General features: G+C 57.5%; 10 protein-coding genes and 4 pseudogenes. 8 read left to right on the plus strand and 6 right to left on the minus strand.

Annotated elements, in window-relative coordinates; translation table 11 throughout:
- Positions 1-1,478, plus strand: a pseudogene (tnpC, locus tag AC3EMP_RS08880) (IS66 family transposase).
- A 21-nt stretch (positions 1,479-1,499) separates the two neighbouring features.
- Here the strand turns inward: tnpC and AC3EMP_RS08885 are convergent.
- From AC3EMP_RS08885 to AC3EMP_RS08895, 3 genes and pseudogenes are all read right to left on the minus strand, one after another.
- Positions 1,500-1,769 (minus strand): annotated as a pseudogene (locus AC3EMP_RS08885) (hypothetical protein); the annotation flags it as partial.
- A gap of 320 nt (positions 1,770-2,089) precedes the next feature.
- Entirely contained in the window at positions 2,090-3,268 is a 1,179-nt protein-coding gene (locus tag AC3EMP_RS08890; protein ID WP_352712654.1) for a M24 family metallopeptidase, read from the minus strand.
- Positions 3,269-3,306: 38 nt separating this feature from the next.
- Positions 3,307-4,125, minus strand: coding sequence for a hypothetical protein (locus AC3EMP_RS08895; RefSeq protein ID WP_352712653.1), 819 nt, complete (start codon positions 4,123-4,125; stop codon positions 3,307-3,309).
- Positions 4,126-4,209: 84 nt separating this feature from the next.
- On the opposite strand from AC3EMP_RS08895, the pseudogene AC3EMP_RS08900 reads away from it, so the two are divergent.
- The 3 genes and pseudogenes from AC3EMP_RS08900 to AC3EMP_RS08910 form a co-directional block, all read left to right on the plus strand.
- A pseudogene (locus AC3EMP_RS08900) lies at positions 4,210-4,626 on the plus strand (transposase); the annotation flags it as partial.
- A gap of 17 nt (positions 4,627-4,643) precedes the next feature.
- Positions 4,644-4,883 (plus strand): annotated as a pseudogene (locus tag AC3EMP_RS08905) (transposase); the annotation flags it as partial.
- Positions 4,884-5,274: 391 nt separating this feature from the next.
- A complete protein-coding gene (locus AC3EMP_RS08910) occupies positions 5,275-6,531 on the plus strand; it encodes an ATP-grasp domain-containing protein (RefSeq protein ID WP_352712715.1) in 1,257 nt (418 codons plus the stop codon).
- 285 nt (positions 6,532-6,816) lie between these two features.
- On the opposite strand, the gene AC3EMP_RS08915 is transcribed toward AC3EMP_RS08910, so the two are convergent.
- Together AC3EMP_RS08915 and AC3EMP_RS08920 are read right to left on the minus strand one after the other, a co-directional pair.
- Complete coding sequence (locus tag AC3EMP_RS08915) at positions 6,817-7,578, minus strand: LuxR family transcriptional regulator (protein WP_352712652.1); 762 nt, start codon at positions 7,576-7,578, stop codon at positions 6,817-6,819.
- 1,361 nt (positions 7,579-8,939) lie between these two features.
- Positions 8,940-9,374: a beta-eliminating lyase-related protein gene (locus AC3EMP_RS08920; protein ID WP_352712651.1), complete on the minus strand. Its 435-nt coding sequence runs from the start codon at positions 9,372-9,374 to the stop codon at positions 8,940-8,942.
- Between the two features lie 706 nt (positions 9,375-10,080).
- Here AC3EMP_RS08920 and AC3EMP_RS08925 point away from each other — a divergent pair.
- Positions 10,081-11,400, plus strand: a complete 1,320-nt coding sequence (locus AC3EMP_RS08925) for an aminotransferase family protein (RefSeq protein WP_488494725.1) — start codon at positions 10,081-10,083, stop codon at positions 11,398-11,400.
- 133 nt (positions 11,401-11,533) lie between these two features.
- Here the strand turns inward: AC3EMP_RS08925 and AC3EMP_RS08930 are convergent, their stop codons facing one another.
- Complete coding sequence (locus AC3EMP_RS08930) at positions 11,534-11,671, minus strand: hypothetical protein (RefSeq protein WP_352712649.1); 138 nt, start codon at positions 11,669-11,671, stop codon at positions 11,534-11,536.
- Positions 11,672-12,958: 1,287 nt separating this feature from the next.
- On the opposite strand from AC3EMP_RS08930, the gene AC3EMP_RS08935 reads away from it, so the two are divergent.
- The 3 genes from AC3EMP_RS08935 to AC3EMP_RS08945 all read left to right on the plus strand — a co-directional run bounded on the left by AC3EMP_RS08935 (position 12,959) and on the right by AC3EMP_RS08945 (position 16,773).
- A complete protein-coding gene (locus tag AC3EMP_RS08935) occupies positions 12,959-13,945 on the plus strand; it encodes an aminotransferase class IV (RefSeq protein WP_352712648.1) in 987 nt (328 codons plus the stop codon).
- Positions 13,946-14,101: 156 nt separating this feature from the next.
- A complete protein-coding gene (locus AC3EMP_RS08940) occupies positions 14,102-15,289 on the plus strand; it encodes a glycine C-acetyltransferase (protein WP_352712646.1) in 1,188 nt (395 codons plus the stop codon).
- 230 nt (positions 15,290-15,519) lie between these two features.
- Positions 15,520-16,773 (plus strand): D-amino acid dehydrogenase, encoded by a 1,254-nt coding sequence (locus AC3EMP_RS08945; RefSeq protein WP_352712644.1) that lies wholly within the window; start codon positions 15,520-15,522, stop codon positions 16,771-16,773.
- Positions 16,774-16,971 lie beyond the last annotated feature (198 nt).

The raw sequence follows: 16,971 nt of genomic DNA on the forward strand, positions 1-16,971 counted from the left end.
ATGCTCGCGGCAGAGCGCGCCGAGAACGAGCGGCTGCGCCAGATCATCAAGGAGCTACAGCGTCACCGCTTCGGCCGCAGGGCAGAGAGCCTGCCGGTCGACCAGCTGCTACTGGGCCTGGAAGAGGCAGAGCAGGTTGAAGCCGAGGGCTTCGCGGCGGAGGACACCGCCGATCCCACCAAGCGCGAGGCTCGCGCCAGCAAGCGGCGCGCCAACCGTGGGTCACTGCCCGCGCACCTGCCGCGTATCGAGCAGGTCATCGACATCCCCGACAAGGTCTGCCCGTGCTGCAAGGGAATGCTGCACGTCATGGGCGAGGATCGTTCCGAGCGCCTCGACATCGTGCCGGCCCAGTTCCGCGTGATCGTCATGCGCCGGCCGAAGTATGCCTGCCGGAGCTGCGAGGAGGTCGTGGTGAGGCGCCTGCAGCGGCACGCCTCGTCGAGGGCGGCATTCCGACCGAAGCGACCGTCGCCCATGTTCTGGTCAGCAAATATGCCGATCACCTTCCGCTCTACCGCCAGTCCCAGATCTATGCCCGCCAGGGTGTGAACGTCGACCGCTCGACGCTCGCCGACTGGGTCGGCAAGGCGGCCTTCCTGCTCCGGTCCGTGCATGAGCGCCTGTTCGAACAGCTGAAGGCCTCATCGAAGCTCTTCGCCGATGAGACCACGGCGCCGGTGCTCGATCCTGGCCGGGGCCGGACCAAGACGGGCCAGTTGTTCGCCTATGCCCGCGACGACCGACCCTGGGGCGGGGTCGATCCGCCCGGCGTCGCCTACCTATATGCCCCCGATCGAAAGGCCGAACAGCCGCTGCGGCACCTTCAGGGCTTCGTCGGGATCCTGCAAGTCGACGGCTACGCCGGATACCGGGCGCTGGCCGAGCGCAACGCCGTGAGCCTGGCCTTCTGTTGGGCGCATGTCCGTCGCAGCTTCTATGAACTGGCGCAGTCCGGACCTGCGCCGATCGCAACCGAGGCTCTCCAGCGCATCGCCGAACTCTACAAGATCGAGAGCGAACTGCGGGGTCGCCCAGTTGAGGAGCGCCGCGCCGCTCGCCAGCAGAGGAGCCGACCCATCATCGACGCTCTCGACCCGTGGCTGCGCGAAAAGCTCGCCTTGGTCAGCCAGAAGACAAAACTCGCCGAAGCGATCCGCTACACGCTCGCGCGCTGGGCTGGACTTGGTCGCTTCCTCGACGACGGCCGCGTCGAGATCGACTCCAACGTCGTCGAACGCGCGATCAGACTGATCGCCCTCAATCGCAAAAACGCGCTCTTCGCCGGTTCCGACGGCGGTGGAGAGCACTGGGCGACCATCGCCTCGTTGATCGAAACCTGCAAGCTCAACGGCGTCGACCCGTATGCCTACCTCGCCGACGTCATCGCCCGCATCGTCGCCGGCCATCCGCAAAGCCAGCTCGACGACCTGCTGCCCTGGGCCTACGCCCACGCGCCACTCAAGGCCGTGGCCTGAGAACAGCGGTTACCTTGAGCTGCGCAGCGCCTTGTCGGCCCGCTTGAACTGCTTGGCGTGCGCATAGCGCTGCTGCTTGATCAGCGCCAGCTTGCCGAACCGCACATAGGTCTGCTGCAAATCCAGCCCCGCCCGTTTGGCCAGCCGCACCAGCCGTTCGCGGGGCCGGTTGCCGGGTCGGCAGCGGCGGCATGCCGGACCGTCCGAATAGACCGCACCGAAGCGCTCCTCCAGCACCGGCCAGTCGATCGCCTGCGCCAGGCGCACCAGCTCGTGCTTCATGTTGATGATTTGATCGAGCCTGGAGCGGAAAAGATCCTGCTCTCCCGTCTCGCGCTTCGCCGCCGCCGACCGAGTGAATCAGGTTCCGCAGCACAAGGGAATCGCAAAATCGAATTGCAAGAAAACAGTGCCCAAACACCGCAAATCCTGCAATTCCAAAGCCGACCTCCGCCCTAATCAGGATGCCAGATCAACGGTTTGCGGATAGTTCACGGCCGACTGGTTCGAGGCCAAGACCCAGTTCGCCGTCTTCTTCGGCGAGAGGTTCGTCAGCCAATGACGAAATCGGCCTCGAGCACAGAATTCCTGACAGTCCCACGCGCATTGTTTCAATTACTGACGATTAGCTCACGCGGGGTTGTGGTAAGCGCTTCGTAGCCACCTTCGGTTACGACAAAAGACTGCGTAATCGTGATGCCCGTGTCTTTGAGCCACAGTCCTGCCATTAAGTGGAATGCCACTCCGCGCTCCAGCAACGTACGATCCCCGTGACGAATGCTCGCGGTGCGCTCACCCCACGTTGGTGTATAGGCAACTCCTATTGAGTAGCCTAGGCGATTCTCCTTCTCAATCCCATGACTCGTCATCGTTTTCCGCCACGCCAGCTCAATGTCTTCACATGCGACGCCCGGCCGCACTACATCAAGCGATGCGTCAATACCCTCGATCAAATGAGACGCCAAGTCTCTATAGCTTTGCGGCGGTTTACCAAAATAGATCGTGCGGCTCATCGGCGCGTGGTAGCGCAGACGGCAGCCGGAAATTTCGATATTGGCAACGGAATTGGGATCAATAGGACGATCACCAAAGATCGGGTGAGCTTCACAGGCGCGGACACCGAAACCCATATGCGGTGGGCTCGTAGCCGGAAGCCCACCGAACGATTCCGTGCCTGACATCTGCGCATGATAGATAGCTGCGGCCACGTCGCATTCTCTGACGCCGGGTGCCGCGGCCTCAACGGCACGCGCCATCATGCGCTCGGTAATTTCGCCGGCCTCTCGCATGTAAGCAATCTCTTGCTCGCTCTTGACGAAACGCACCCAGTTCACAAGAAGTTCCGCATCCTTGAAGTGAACATTGGGCATTGCCTTCACAAACTCGGCGTGGTCCCGAGCTGTGTAATAATAAGCACCCATTTCGACGCCGAGCACCTTCACCCGCGGCAACTCCCGAAGGATGATCTCGGCGATGAATTGAGAGGCATGCCGTTCTGCCGTATGAACATAGATATCAGGATAGGGGATGATGCGCTCCTCAGGCAGATAGGTTGTGACGAGCGCTGACGGAGCATCAACCATTCTCCCAATCCAAAACGGCAACTTGATTTCCGGGAATATTACTAGCGCCTGGGCAGTATAAAAAGACCAAGCATCGTACCCACTCAAATAGTATATGTTCGCTGGCTCTGTAACAACAAGAGCGTCGAGACCTTCTTCCAGCATTCGGTCTTTTATGCGGCGCAGACGCGATTCATATTCAGCTTCAGAAAAATTCAGTATCCGCATCTGCTCGCCTGTCGTATTTCCAAAGTGTAACGTCTCTGCTAAAGGCTCTCATTGTCGGGTGAGCAAGACGGTTCCGTGCGGAGCTGTTTCTCGACTGCACTGCGCAACTGTCTCTTACGGGAGAGTAGATCGCCGTCACCGTCAATTTTTCCTTGTCGCGCGACCGCGGCATTTGAAGCACTCAAAAGCATCTTCTGCACGTCTTCTCGGGTCAACCAAACGAGCCAGTCGTCGTCGTATATTCCCTGGGCGGGCAAGCGCAGGACTGCCCCATGTGGCTCTTTGCGTAGATAGCCGTGGCGATCTGCTATGCCTTTCTCGATGTTCCAGCCAGCAACCAGCGCGTAAATAAAATCCGGCGACCATTTAGCCCAGGCCAGCCCAAATGCGATCTGACCCAGGAAGGACACGAGCCCGCGCCCCCGAAAATCCTCGCGCAGCCAGAGGTCTCCGCGATATGCCACCAGCCCGGCAATGCCTCGGGCGGACGGTGCGTAGCAGCGACACGAAGAGCCAGGCCCTGCTTTGAGATCAGGGTTCGCGAAGCACGCTCTGAGCGTCCTGAGGTGCTCTTCAAGGCTGGTATTGGAGAGATCGTACAGCCGCATTGCTTGGACATGCGCTACCCTGTCGTCCCGGTCGCGCCCGATGATCCAAAAAGCCTTTTCAGGTAGAAGATCAGAGCAGTCCGGACGGAAGTGTGGATAGGTCGGCGATTTTCCGGGAAGTTTGCCTGTGATTCCGATATATTTCTCAAAATCGTCTCCCATTGTGATGTGGAGACCGGACTTGCGCGCCAGTACGTGCGCTGTACAGATGAACTTCGAAACGTCCGAACTCGTCACCATATCCTGCATGCCGCTGCATCCTGACGATTAAAGCAGCCCGGTTCTAAAGCAGTCGAACTCGGACCGATACTACCGAATTTGGTAGTTAACACCTTCGGCAAATGGCAGACGCAGACCTTCATCGCCGGGCTACGATGCCACGGTCTTGTCGCGCCGTGGATCGTCAACGCGCCGATGAATGGCGCCATCTTCGAACACTACATCGAAACACAGCATGCTCCCCAACTGTCGCACGGCGATATCGTCATTCTCGACAATGTCGGCTTCCACAAGAACGAGCGCGCCGCACAACTGGTTCGCCAAAGGGGCGCTTGGCTGCTGTTCCTGCCGCCATACTCACCCGATCTCAATCCGATCGAGATGGCCTACTCAAAACTCAAGGCGCGGCTGCGAAAGAAAGTGGCCAGAACCTTCGACACACTCTGCGAGGCTCTCGGCGATATCTGCCACCTGTTCGAGCCAGTTGAATGCAGAAACTTCTTCAAGGCTGCCGGATATGAGGTTAATTAATCGCGACACGCTTTTAGGCCAACCAGGTCCGTCTCGTCCTGCAAACCGCCGCTATCGGCTCATGCGCACGCTGCGCGATGCCGTCCCTCCGACATATCATCGGCGCAAGGCCGAATTCGCAACTTACAGGCTCCGCCTCCTCAAGCTCAGCGCGTCTCAACGAAAGCCCTTGCGCATCCTCTTGGTCTTCGCGGCCACCTGTCCCGAGGCTGCATTCGTCCTATCTCGCCGGCATCCTGCAGTCAGCCGCCCCTTGATCGCCAGCGCAAGCGCGCCTTGGTAAAACCTCTTCAGTCAACCTCAAGCGCTTTCAACAATTCCAGCCAAAACCGCGGTGACCAACAGCCGACAATAGCCCGACCATCGGCACCACTCGAACCACGCTCGGGCTAGCAATGCCGAAGATGTCACGCCCATAGATCATCTACGTGGCGGGACACGACCAACCACTGCTCGTTGAAAACGATCGCAACCGAAGAGATCCAGTGGCCTTAGCCCGGCAGTAACACAAATTTAAAATATCTTCACGACCCCAAATCGCTGACGATGGTACCTTCACCGCGAGGTCTGAGGTCAGGCACAGCTGGAAAAGTCGATGCGACCTACGCTCGGGATCTCCGCACAGCACGCAACGGAGGGTAAATGGCAATGGCAAGAAGAGCGCTCATTCTGGTTGAAGGCCATAGGCGTATGGGTCTGCGATACGTTCAAGCGGCCCGGCATCTTGAGCTTTTTCCAATTACCCTCTCGGCTGATCCAGCTCAGTACGACTATCTTGCGGCGGAAAGCTGTGAGGCAATCCGTATCGATACAGACAATCTTGATGCGCTGATCCGCGAATGTTCCCGGCTACGTGCCACCTATGACATTGCCGGCATTACTGGCTTTTCGCGCGCCGACGAGTCAGCCTATGCGACTGCTGGCAAGCTCTGCCGGAACTTCCATCTACCCGGACCGAACCCTGCATCGGTTGAACGATGCAGCGACAAGTTCGCTCAACGTCAGCTTCTCGCGGAGGCCGGAGTTCCAATACCTGCTTATCGCGTAGCGGACAATGCGACAGTCGTGGAAAGCTCTGCCGCGGAGATCGGCCTGCCGGTGGTTCTTAAACCGGCCGCAGGCAGCGGCGGCAGCGGTGTCCGATTGTGCCGCAATGTCGATGAGTTAGCCGAACAAACGTCCTATCTATTGGGCGGGAAGCACGTATGGCGGTCTTCGCCGAGGATACTGGTCGAAGAGTTCGCCCAAGGCCCCCTCTATGTCGCTCAGATAATGGGAGATGAGGTCATTGCGATTGGCGCTGCTGTATACGGCCCGCCGCCGCACTTTGTCTGTCGTCAGTTGATCTATCCGGCCCTGCTGACTGATGCCGAGCATAAACGTATCGCCGATCTTTCGCTAAGCTGTTTGCGAGCTCTCGACCTTGGCTGGGGCCCAACGAACATTGAATTCCGGTGGACGAAGCTTGGCCCAGTCGTAATTGAAGTCAATCCGCGCCTTGCTGGCACGCCCGATCCTGAACTGGCTCAGTTGGCTTGCGGTGTTGATCTCGTCACCGAGCACATAAAGCTGGTCATCGGCGAGGAATGGGACTTGCGCAGAAGGCATTCGCAGGCTGCGGCCGCTCGGATCCTAGTCCCTGATCGCGATGGCATTCTCGACTGGATAGATGGCGACAGTCAGGCGGCTGCTATATCAGGCGTCGCTGAGATCAAATTGTATATCGAACCCAAAACATCCATTGTCAGGGAGGGCAATTATTTAGACAAGATCGGACATGTCATTGCCGCGTCAGCCACTGCTGACGGTACTGAGGCGATACTTCAGCGTGCCGTCGACTCAATTAGTTGGTCGATCACACCATTTCCGGTCCTTGGCAACGAGGGACAATCCGTACCTCGATAATTTTTGGGCAGCACAACGCCATAAGAACCCTAAGAGCGTGATTGAGAAATTTCAGCCGGCGGTCAGGATTGCGTTGGCGGCGTCGCCCGGCTGGCCGGCGACGTAGTTGCCGCCCCCAGCGCTCGGTCCTGATGGGTCGATCACGGTTCGATTGGCCCAGCGCCGCCGCATCTGGCGCCTGACGGTGCAAGCTATAGATCTTGTGGCCGCGCTGGCGTAACCGCATCTTGGGCGACTTTCATGCCGGCTTGACGCAATGTTCCAGAAGATGAGAACAAAGGACGCCTATAACTCGATAATTCCGAATTTTATTGCCTTTATAGCTGCGAGCGCTCTGCTAGATGTACCCAATTTTTGCTTTGCTTTTTTCAAATGAAAATTGACAGTATTCACTGATACTCCTAATATCTTTCCTATCTCCCATGACGATTTCCCTCTCGCCGTCCACAGAATACACTCTTTTTCTCTGGGGGAAAGGTGGGGAGGTTCCTCGCTGCCACTCAAACTCGCGAAGTTCGCGACCCTCACATGGAAATGAAACGCGGCAAGTTGCAAGTAGGTCATTGTTCTAGTTTGGAATTCGCGGTCCCAGGATTGAGCAAAGCTCATGATGGCAAAGCTGCCATCAGGGCCATGCAATGGGATGCTAATGCCTGACCTTATGCCGAACGTCGCAGCCTCGTCGAACACCCGCCGTTCGTCCTCAGTCGTGCTTATGTCATTGTAGACTTCGCTCCATCGAAAGGCGCCTGCCCGCTTTCGACTCGTCTTGATGATTGGGTCTATCTTATCATAGCCCATTTCGATATAGCGCTCCTGCCATGCATCAGGATAATTCAGCATGACTGCCGGATAGCGTCGGACCGGCTCAAAAAATTTCTGGTCGGATGCAAGAAGGCCATAGGCGGTCCACGGGCAATCAAAATTCAAGGCAAAAGCAGATAACAGCTCGAACAACTGCTCAGATTGCGCAGCACCATCAGTCTGATCGAGAAATCGGCCGAACTCGACCGTAAACGCCTCTCTGGCTGCCTTCGGGAGGTGCACTTAGGGGACCGAGGCAAACTGGTCGGACACTCTGGTCGCCAGCCCTCGAAGTTGAGTGACCGCAGTTATCGGCAGGCGTTCCATAGTCTCAGCTCCGCAGCTACTTGCGCTGGATTGTTGTCAGTGGTGCACAGGTGCACAAAGCTGTCGGTTGCTAGGCTCTGGGCGCCGTCATTCGCCGGCATCACCTAGGCCGGCAGCCCGAAACTTTATCACCATCAACGCACACGTATTGTTAAGTTGAGTTAAATTTGAGTGTACCTTGCGTTTCGGGAGATGTAACTTTGACATTAATGTTTAAAGGCTGAAATGTCTCGACAGTGACTCTGGTAGATCGTGTTGATATCTGCCCGCGTGATGGGCGATCGGCGGGGCAATCGGCGGCAGAAGATGATCCGACCTCGAAGTCGCAAGCAGCAACAAACCGACCGTGGTGCGGACGATGCCAGCAATCTCCAAGGCCATGTCTCCCGCCCCAGCCGGGTGGTAGGCCGAGCTTGGCCCCGATCTCGCCGTTGGGCGCGCTTCGCACCGGGCACGTAATGGCCGAGGCCGATGATCCGTCGTGCGGATTCAGCGGCTGCCTCTCCTACTGTGGCCGCCGTCGATCAGGGTTATAAAGCCGTAAAGCCCGGCTGCCGTCACGCAATAGGGCAATAGCAGGTGGCAGAGCACTCCGCTCCGCCAGCCCGCATCATGTTCGTGCTTTGCACGTCCAACTCTATGATGGCTGTTCATTGTTTTTCATCGGATAGGTCGCGGGGTCGCCATGCGGCAGATTCGAAGGCTCGCCGAATCGCAGCGACATAGACGATGAAGTTGGCTACGGGCCTTCTTAACTTCCTAATTGATTGCCGCGGCCAGTTCCGTTTTTGGGTGACGCCTTCACGCACTGAATTAAAGAACGATTGCACCGCCAAGTCGGTCTAGTCCTAACGTCGCGCAGCGGCCGCTACTGACCCGACGAACGTGTCGCGTCGATGATCTTCAAATCATGAAGTAGCGCCTGGAGGGCAGCCACATCGCCGGCGAGAATCCAGCAGCCGAGTTCGACCAATTGTCGAGAAACAAAGCAAAAAGGAGGCAAGGGGGTGCGAAGTTTACGCCAAAACGGCGTCAGCTGCTGAAGCCGGCGTCACAAAATAGTGGAAGTTGAAATCTTCGCAGCATTTGCGAGTCCCAGCGAAGCGCTCAGGCAATAGCGGGAGCTCTGGCAGTCGCAATGCCTCGCATACACCAAAGATCGTATTGCACCTGGTCTTGGTGACTCCGCCTGCAGGATCGATCGAATGGCGTTTGCCGCCAACGTCGATATCGTTGTCACTGACGAGAGAATGGACAACGGCGCGAACGACGCCTTCTCAGAGAGTGCCGATGCGCACTCCCGGCTCCGACAGCTTAGCCAGAAATCTCAGGGTTGACAGGCCGTCCCGTTCGAGCCGGAAGAACACCATGTCAGTGTCTATGACCCGAGGCTCCAGGCGAATGCCGGGAACGTTCCGAATCTTCTCAGCCAGCAGCTGCGCGCGTCGGTGTTCGATCAGCCGGTCCACCATAGTTTGAAGCGCCACCATACCCGCGCTGGCCATGAAGCCAGCTTGGAGGAAGTCGCCTCCTAGAAGCTTCCGGTAACGTCGCACCCGCTCGACGAAGTGCCGTGGCGCGCAACGTCGAAGGTCCAGACGTTCACGGTCAAGCTCTACGGTCACGACAACGGTAAGTGATTTGCCAAGAGCCTTCGGATCCACGAGCGAGATATCCGCAACAATTACGCCATCCAGACGCAACTTGTTCACTCGACGCATGCATGAGGCAGCCGAAGAACCGACAATTTCTGCCAGTTCTTATGAGAGCCGATTGTTGTGCGCCGCTACCTCCAACTACGAGCCATCCGGCGCGCTGCGTACCTTCAAGGTGGTCTTCACCGAACGCCTACCTTCCGGCCACACCAATGCCGGCAGGTATACCAAATTTAGCCCAGATTTGCTGCCGTTCTGTCACAACACAGCTCGGCCCGCAGTCTTCACGAGCAATTGAGGCACACGATTTTCAACAGTGGCTCGCAGCCCGGCGCGTCGTCGACCGTCGTCCCGCGAAGGAGCGAAGTCTTAAGAAACCCCCGCCTATGCCGATCTTTATTATCGCATACTTTTTAGCGACAATTGGCCATCTCCGGACCTGTCCCGATAGTCGGAGTGGTGCCGTGGATCCTCCTTATTTCAAACCACACCTCCGAACGCCATAGCCGTTTCAGCGGGTGGCCTCTTTTGGCACGAACCTTCACCTCAGGTGCCATAGTCTTCAGCGGTAGTTTTGTGGCCGCCAACACCATTTCTCAGGTTAGCTGGAATAGATTTGGCTGATAAGGAAAACCTCTTGAACTTACTGTTTCGAACCTTAGTGCCAGCGGAGGGATGTTAGTTGGTCACGAATTTTGCAGTAAACCCTGGAATGTTTCAGGACGCGTTTTTTAGCCGAGATGGATCTGCGCCCGTTCCGCTTATGATCAGAGCGGAAGGGATCTGGATGTTCGATGAGCATGGGAAAGCCTACATCGATGGATCGTCGGGTCCTATCGCCAGCAATATCGGACATGCTAATGAGCGTGTAGCGCATGCGATGTATCAGCAGGCAATGACGCTTGATTATGCTTATCCGCGCGTTGCGCGTCACGCCGGCAACGCCGCCCTAACAGGGCGGCTTTGCAGTCTAGCAGGGGCGCCATTCGAACGGGTCGGACTCGCGTCAGGCGGAAGCGAGGCTATGGATCTTGCGCTGAAGTTCCTGCGGCAATACGCGGTTGCAAAAGGCTTGTCGAGCAAGCGCATTTTGATCTCCAACATGCCTTCGTATCATGGCGCTTCCATCGGCACGCTCGCCATTTCGGGCGATGAATCCTTAGAACCTTTTCTATCTGGTTTCGCAGTTAGGGGCGCGAAAGTGCCGGCTCCAATGACCTATCGAGGAGAGTCGGATTTGTCGCCTGAAGAAATCGCTGAGCAAAGCGTAGCGGCACTCGAGCATGCTATCGTAAATCTAGGCCCAGAAAACGTCCTCGCGTACGTGGTTGAACCAGTAGGCGGTGTGGCAACCGGATGCCTCGTGCCGCCTCCTGCTTATTTTCGGCGCATCCGTGAGTTATGCGACCGATACGGCGTGTTTCTTGTATTCGATGAGATTCTGTGCGGCGCCGGCCGAACCGGTAAGTTTCTCGCATCACACCATTTGAGCGGCTGCATTCCAGATGTCATTGTCGTGGCAAAGGGAATTGCCGCAGGCTACAGTCCTTTGGGTGCGGTGCTTCTCCCTGCAGAACCCGTTGATGAATTGGCAAAGCTCACCGGTTTTAACTTTTCACATACGTACGGCGCAAACCCTATCTCGTGTGCCGCCGCGCTCGCGGTCTTAGACGAATATGAAGATCGCGATTTGATCACTAACGCCTCGCAAACTGGCCAGCATCTTGGGCAAACATTGCGGCAGCTCATGAACGCCTCACCCATCGTAGGCGATGTGCGCGGAATTGGGCTGCTATACGCGGTTGAATTGGTAGCAGACAAGGAATCGAAAGCTCAATTTCCGTACGATTTCAACGTGACCGAAGTCGCTCGAACCGAGGCGCTGAAGCAAGGCCTCATAATCTACTCGAGGCGTACCTCCGGAGGAAAATATGGAGACTGGTTCATCGTCGCACCGCCACTGACCGTTACCCAAGCCGACTGTGACCAGATTGGTCAGCGATTGGAGCTTATGCTAGAGGGTGTCCGACATGCATTCCAAGCTGAAGGCGGGGTAGCCGGTCCTGAGAGGTGGTCTGCTTGAGCTAAACAGCTTGAGCCGGAAGTGATCCGATGAGGCCTGAGCATCTGCAATGTAATTCGGCTAGGACAAATATCCGGGTAGTTGCCACGTTGTGGGGAAGTACGCGCTGACGGGCATGGCGATGCTTTACGCCTCACACGATTTCCAGCGGGCGCTTGATCGTAAACACATAGGGCTCAGACACCGACTCAATGCCGGCAATTTCGGCATAGTGAACCGATTTGCCGGTCTCTATGGGACCGGACTGCCCCGAGCTGACCGCCGATCGCATGCTGATCTCGTCCGCTGATGGCTCACGAATACCGGCCTGCAGCTTGCCGGTGGTCGCCGCCTGAGGCTGCGCCTGAGGCTGGCACGCATCGCAGTTCTAGCTTGCGGCATCCGGCAGGCATTCCGGTCGCGGACAGGCCATCGGCCTGCTGAAGGCGGTGACGGACGGCAATCGGGCTTCGCCTTCCGGGCCGCCGCGACCACTTCAACTTCCTCGCTGCGCGATATACCTGGCATGCGACGTCGCGCCACTTGGTTTTTGCCCCAGCTAGTCGACCAGACCGGCCGAAGATTCCGGCCGCAACAGTGAACCGGGGGATCAAGCCGATCGTTATAGTCTAGCACATGCTCTTGGCGCGGTCGCGAGGTTGTAGAAATTCTGCACCGTTGGGAGCGGCACCCTGAGCACCGCTTCGATCTGCTCGACCGAGATAGTCAGGTTAGGCCATTCGCCCTGATTACTCCCCGACGGGTCACCCAGCCTTTGATGGCGATCAGCAGGCCGCCATGGGATACAGTGCCGGTCAGATCGCGCTCGCCTGGCCGCTTAAGCGCAGCCCGCTCAGGCAGCTGATCCCGGGGCGCAAGCCCGGTCAAGCACCTTAGGAAATGTCGGCGCAGCCGGTATCATGCCGAGCGGAGCCGAATGCGGGCAGCGTCGAGAACCAATGGATGCCGTTTGATATTCGGTCACGAGCATCGACACCTTCAAATGGCATATCGTCGGTGCAACATTGAGCCAAGTACCCACCATACCGGTGACACGCTGCCAGAGGGATAGCTCAGATTTGGCGGGCATCCATCACCAAATTGGCAACTGCGAAACTGTTCGCTGAGACTTTGATCCTGAGGTAGAGGTTAGTGCAAAAGGGACCGCCTGCTGAAAAGATTATCGCATGCAGAGGTGTGATTTGGAAATAAGCAGAATCGGTGGCACCACTCCGACTATTGAGACAGCCGGAAACGGCGATGTTTGCTAGAGTATGCTATGTGCCTGGAAGGTAAGCGCTCGCCATAGTCAAAATGCGCAGCGCGCCGCACGGGCGCGCTTGATCGCGTCAATTCGAGCCGCGGTTTACGGTGTAGCGTTTGGGCGAGTTGCGCTGAGGGCGTCAGTCCGGGACGCCTTTTGAAACCGCCATTGCGCGTCCACCCTCAGATTGAGCTTTTTCGCCTGGAGAACTGTGCGATCTAAAGGGCGCAGCCGATGCTGCGACAGGAATGGTCGCGGAACAGACCGGCTCGCCGGGCGCGAACGGAGCAACCGCTCCGAAGCAGGGAACGAAGAATGGCTCAACTCTTAACTGCTATCCCAATTGTCGATGAGCATCATGTTGATCGACGTCGGTATCCACACGGAGTCGCTTTCATCGATGGGCAATACCTGCCCATGTCTGAGGCCAAGGTCTCGGTGCTCGATTGGGGTTTTCTGCACTCCGACGCAACCTACGACACGGTGCACGTCTGGAATGGCAAGTTCTTCCGGTTGGACTTGCACCTGGACCGTTTTTGGGGCGGCGTTGAACGTCTTCGGATGAAGTTGCCCCACGACCGCGAAAAGATAGCGTCAATCCTCAACAATTGTGTAGCGCTGTCGGGCCATAAGTCGGCGTACGTTGAGATGATCTGCACGCGCGGTTCGTCGCCGACATTCAGCCGCGACCCCCGCCAAGCGGAGAACCGCTTCATCGCATTTGCTGTTCCTTTTGGCTCGGTTGCCAACAAGGAACAGCTGGAAAGAGGCTTGCACGTGGCGATCAGCGAGACCGTCCGCATCCCGCCTGAATCGGTCGATCCCGCAATCAAGAACTATCATTGGCTCGATCTCGTGAAGGGCCTTTTTGACGCCTACGATATGGGGGCGGAGACGGCACTGATCGTAGATACGAACGGGCACATTGCGGAGGGCCCCGGTTTCAATGTGTTCGTTGTAAGGGACGGATTCTTGAGGACGCCCGCTTTTGGAGTGTTGCCGGGCATCACGCGCCGGACTGTCTTCGATCTGTGCGCCGAGACTGGGCTCTCTGCCACGGCTGCTGATATCAGTCGTGCTGAGATCAAAGCCGCTGACGAGGTGTTCATCACCTCGACTGCCGGCGGTATTATGCCCGTGACGTGCATCGACGGCGCCGCGATCGCCAATGGGCAGGTCGGACCCGTCACCCGCCGGCTCATGGACCTCTACTGGCAAAAGCACACCGACCCGCAATGGTCGACTGCTGTGGAATATCGTGACGGAAATGAGCCAGGGCGGCGCAACAATGAGCTGTCGTAACGCAAATTGGCGAAAGTCGAGCAGGCGCACCTATGACCCCGTGGCGCGCGACGTTGAGCGAATCGACAGCCGTTGCCACTCGGTGATGAGCGTCCAGTCCTCGCTAATCATGTGCTTGTGTAGGGCTTACTTCATGCCATTCCTGCGGAGTTGCCGATGAAGAGCGCGTTTATTGCCTATTTGTCGGCGGAACTGGCTGCGTCGAAGTCTGCTGGGCTCTACAAATCCGAGCGGGTCATTACCTCGACGCAGTCGTCTGAGATCGAACTCGCGGATGGCAGCAAGGTCCTGAATTTCTGCGCCAACAACTATCTCGGTCTCGCCGACAATCAAGATTTGCGGGACACGGCTAAGGCTGCGCTCGACCGCTATGGATACGGCATGGCGTCGGTCCGCTTCATCTGCGGTACTCAGGAGGGGCACAAGCAACTCGAGGCGCGCATCTCTTCATTTCTCAAGATGGAAGATACGATCCTTTATTCATCCTGTTTTGACGCCAATGCCGGTCTGTTCGAGGCGCTGCTCGGGGAGGAAGACGCCATCATTTCCGATGCGCTGAACCACGCTTCGATCATAGACGGCATTCGCCTCTCCAAAGCCAAGCGCTTCCGCTATGCCAATAACGAAATGGCCGCGCTGGAAGAGGAACTGAACAAAGCCGAAGGCAGCCGCTTCAAGCTGATCGCGACCGATGGCGTGTTTTCGATGGATGGCATTATCGCCAATCTCGGCGGCGTCTGCGATCTGGCGGAGAAATATGGCGCCATCGTCATGGTCGACGATAGCCATTCGGTCGGCTTCGTGGGCAGGCATGGGCGCGGCTCGGCGGAGCATTGCGGCGTCGAGAACTGCATCGACATCATCACAGGCACACTCGGCAAGGCGCTTGGAGGCGCGTCGGGCGGCTACACGTCAGGCAAGCGCGAGGTCATCGACTGGCTTCGCCAGCGCTCGCGGCCGTACCTCTTCTCCAATACGCTGATGCCCGCCATTGCAGAGGCATCGCTGAAGGTGTTCGACCTGATCGAACATGGCGATGCGCTGCGCGAAAAGCTCTATGCCAATGCCGACCGCTTCCGCTCGAAGATGTCGAAGGCGGGCTTCACGCTGTCTGGCGCGGGCCATCCGATCATTCCCTTGATATTGGGCGACGCGACTCTCGCACAGCAGATGGCCGAGAAGATGCTCCAGCGCGGGATTTATGTGATCGGTTTCGCCTTCCCCGTGGTGCCGAAGGGCCAGGCGCGCATCCGCACGCAAATGTCCGCCGCACATTCGAGTGCGGATGTTGACCGCGCCGTCGAGGCCTTCACCGAGGTGGGCAGGGAATTGGGACTCATCTGATGCCCAACATGATTGCAGCGCCTTTGTCCATGCCTACCGGGAATTCATGGTGGTCTTCGACGTTAAGTCCGGGTCGATCTGTGCAACCGGGATGTGGGCCATCTCGTCCAACCTACTGTCGAACTCTAGTGGCACGTTGATGCATAGCCGAACGAGGCAGTGCTCGCCTGCCTCGCTAGATAGGTGAACATCCCCAGAACCCGCACCGATTTATCTATCTGGAGAGCAAAATGCCAAGACTTGTTGTCATCGGCGCCGGGATCACCGGCGTATCGACGGCGTATGCCCTTTTGGAGCGCGGTTATGATGTCACGGTATTAGATCGTCAGCGGTATCCTGCGATGGAAACGTCCTTTGCCAATGGTGGACAGCTCTCGGCAAGCAACGCTGAAGTTTGGAACCGCTGGTCGACGATTCTTAAAGGGATCAAGTGGATGTTTAAACGCGACGCTCCACTTCTTATGAACCCTGCGCCCAGTTGGCACAAGTACAGCTGGCTGGCGGAATTCGTGGCGCACATCGCCAATTATCGTGAAAACACCGTAAAGACGACCAAGCTCGCGATCATGGCGCGGAAGCATATGTTTGAGATCGCCGAGCGGGAAGGAATCGATTTCGATCATGTTCGTCGCGGCATTCTTCACATATATCGGGAAAAGGCCGATTTCGATGATGCGCAAGCGGTAAACGAGTTGCTGGTTCAAGGTGGGCTAGATCGACGGCCCGTTTCAGGGGAAGAGATCAGGTCGATCGAACCCACTCTCCGTAGCGCCCTATACGCAGGGTTTTACACGCCGTCGGATTCGACTGGCGACATTCACAAATACACGACCGGTCTCGCACGGGCATGCGAGAGGCGCGGCGCTCGCTTCTACTATGATGCAGATGTGAGACGCGTCGAACGTCAACAGAGTTTTCGAATATTCTACGCAAGTGGTACTGAAGACCGACATGCTGGGCACCATGCCATATGCGCAGACGCCATCGTCATCTGTGCGGGCTGTAGCAGCCGCGACTTTGCCGCGAGGTTGGGAGATCGGCTCAATATCTACCCGGTTAAGGGTTACTCAATCACGGTCGATCTCGATGAGTCGGCGTCACAGGAAGCCGCACCGTGGGTCAGCCTGCTTGATGATCGAGCCAAGATCGTTACGAGCCGATTAGGTTTATCTAGATTCCGGGTCGCCGGAACCGCTGAGTTCAACGGTCTAAACCGCGACGTTCGGGAGGATCGCGTTAAGCCCTTGGTGGACTGGACGCGAATGCATTTTCCGGGGGTAAATACCAAGCGGGTAGTGCCATGGGCGGGGTTGAGGCCGATGATGCCCAACATGATGCCGCGGGTCGGGAAGGGCCGGGCACGCGGTGTGTTCTACAATACGGGCCATGGTCATTTAGGTTGGACCTTGTCGGCTGCAAGCGCCGAGATGGTTGCTGAGATCATTTCGGGTGACCTGCCGACGGACATACCCAAGGTTGCCTGATTGCAATTGAAGGGGGTGCGATGAATATCTAGAGGGACCCATACTATACTGCGAACGGCACTATCCGAGAGGCAATCCAGAAGGCTTACGGCGCGGACGCGATCACCGACCTCGACGACGCGGAACAGCGCAAAAGGGGTGTCGACCTGGAAATGGGGCAGAGCCCTCGGCCGCGACGGCACGCTTGACCTGATCGCC

The sequence above is a fragment of the Mesorhizobium sp. P160219 genome, assembly GCF_057786095.1.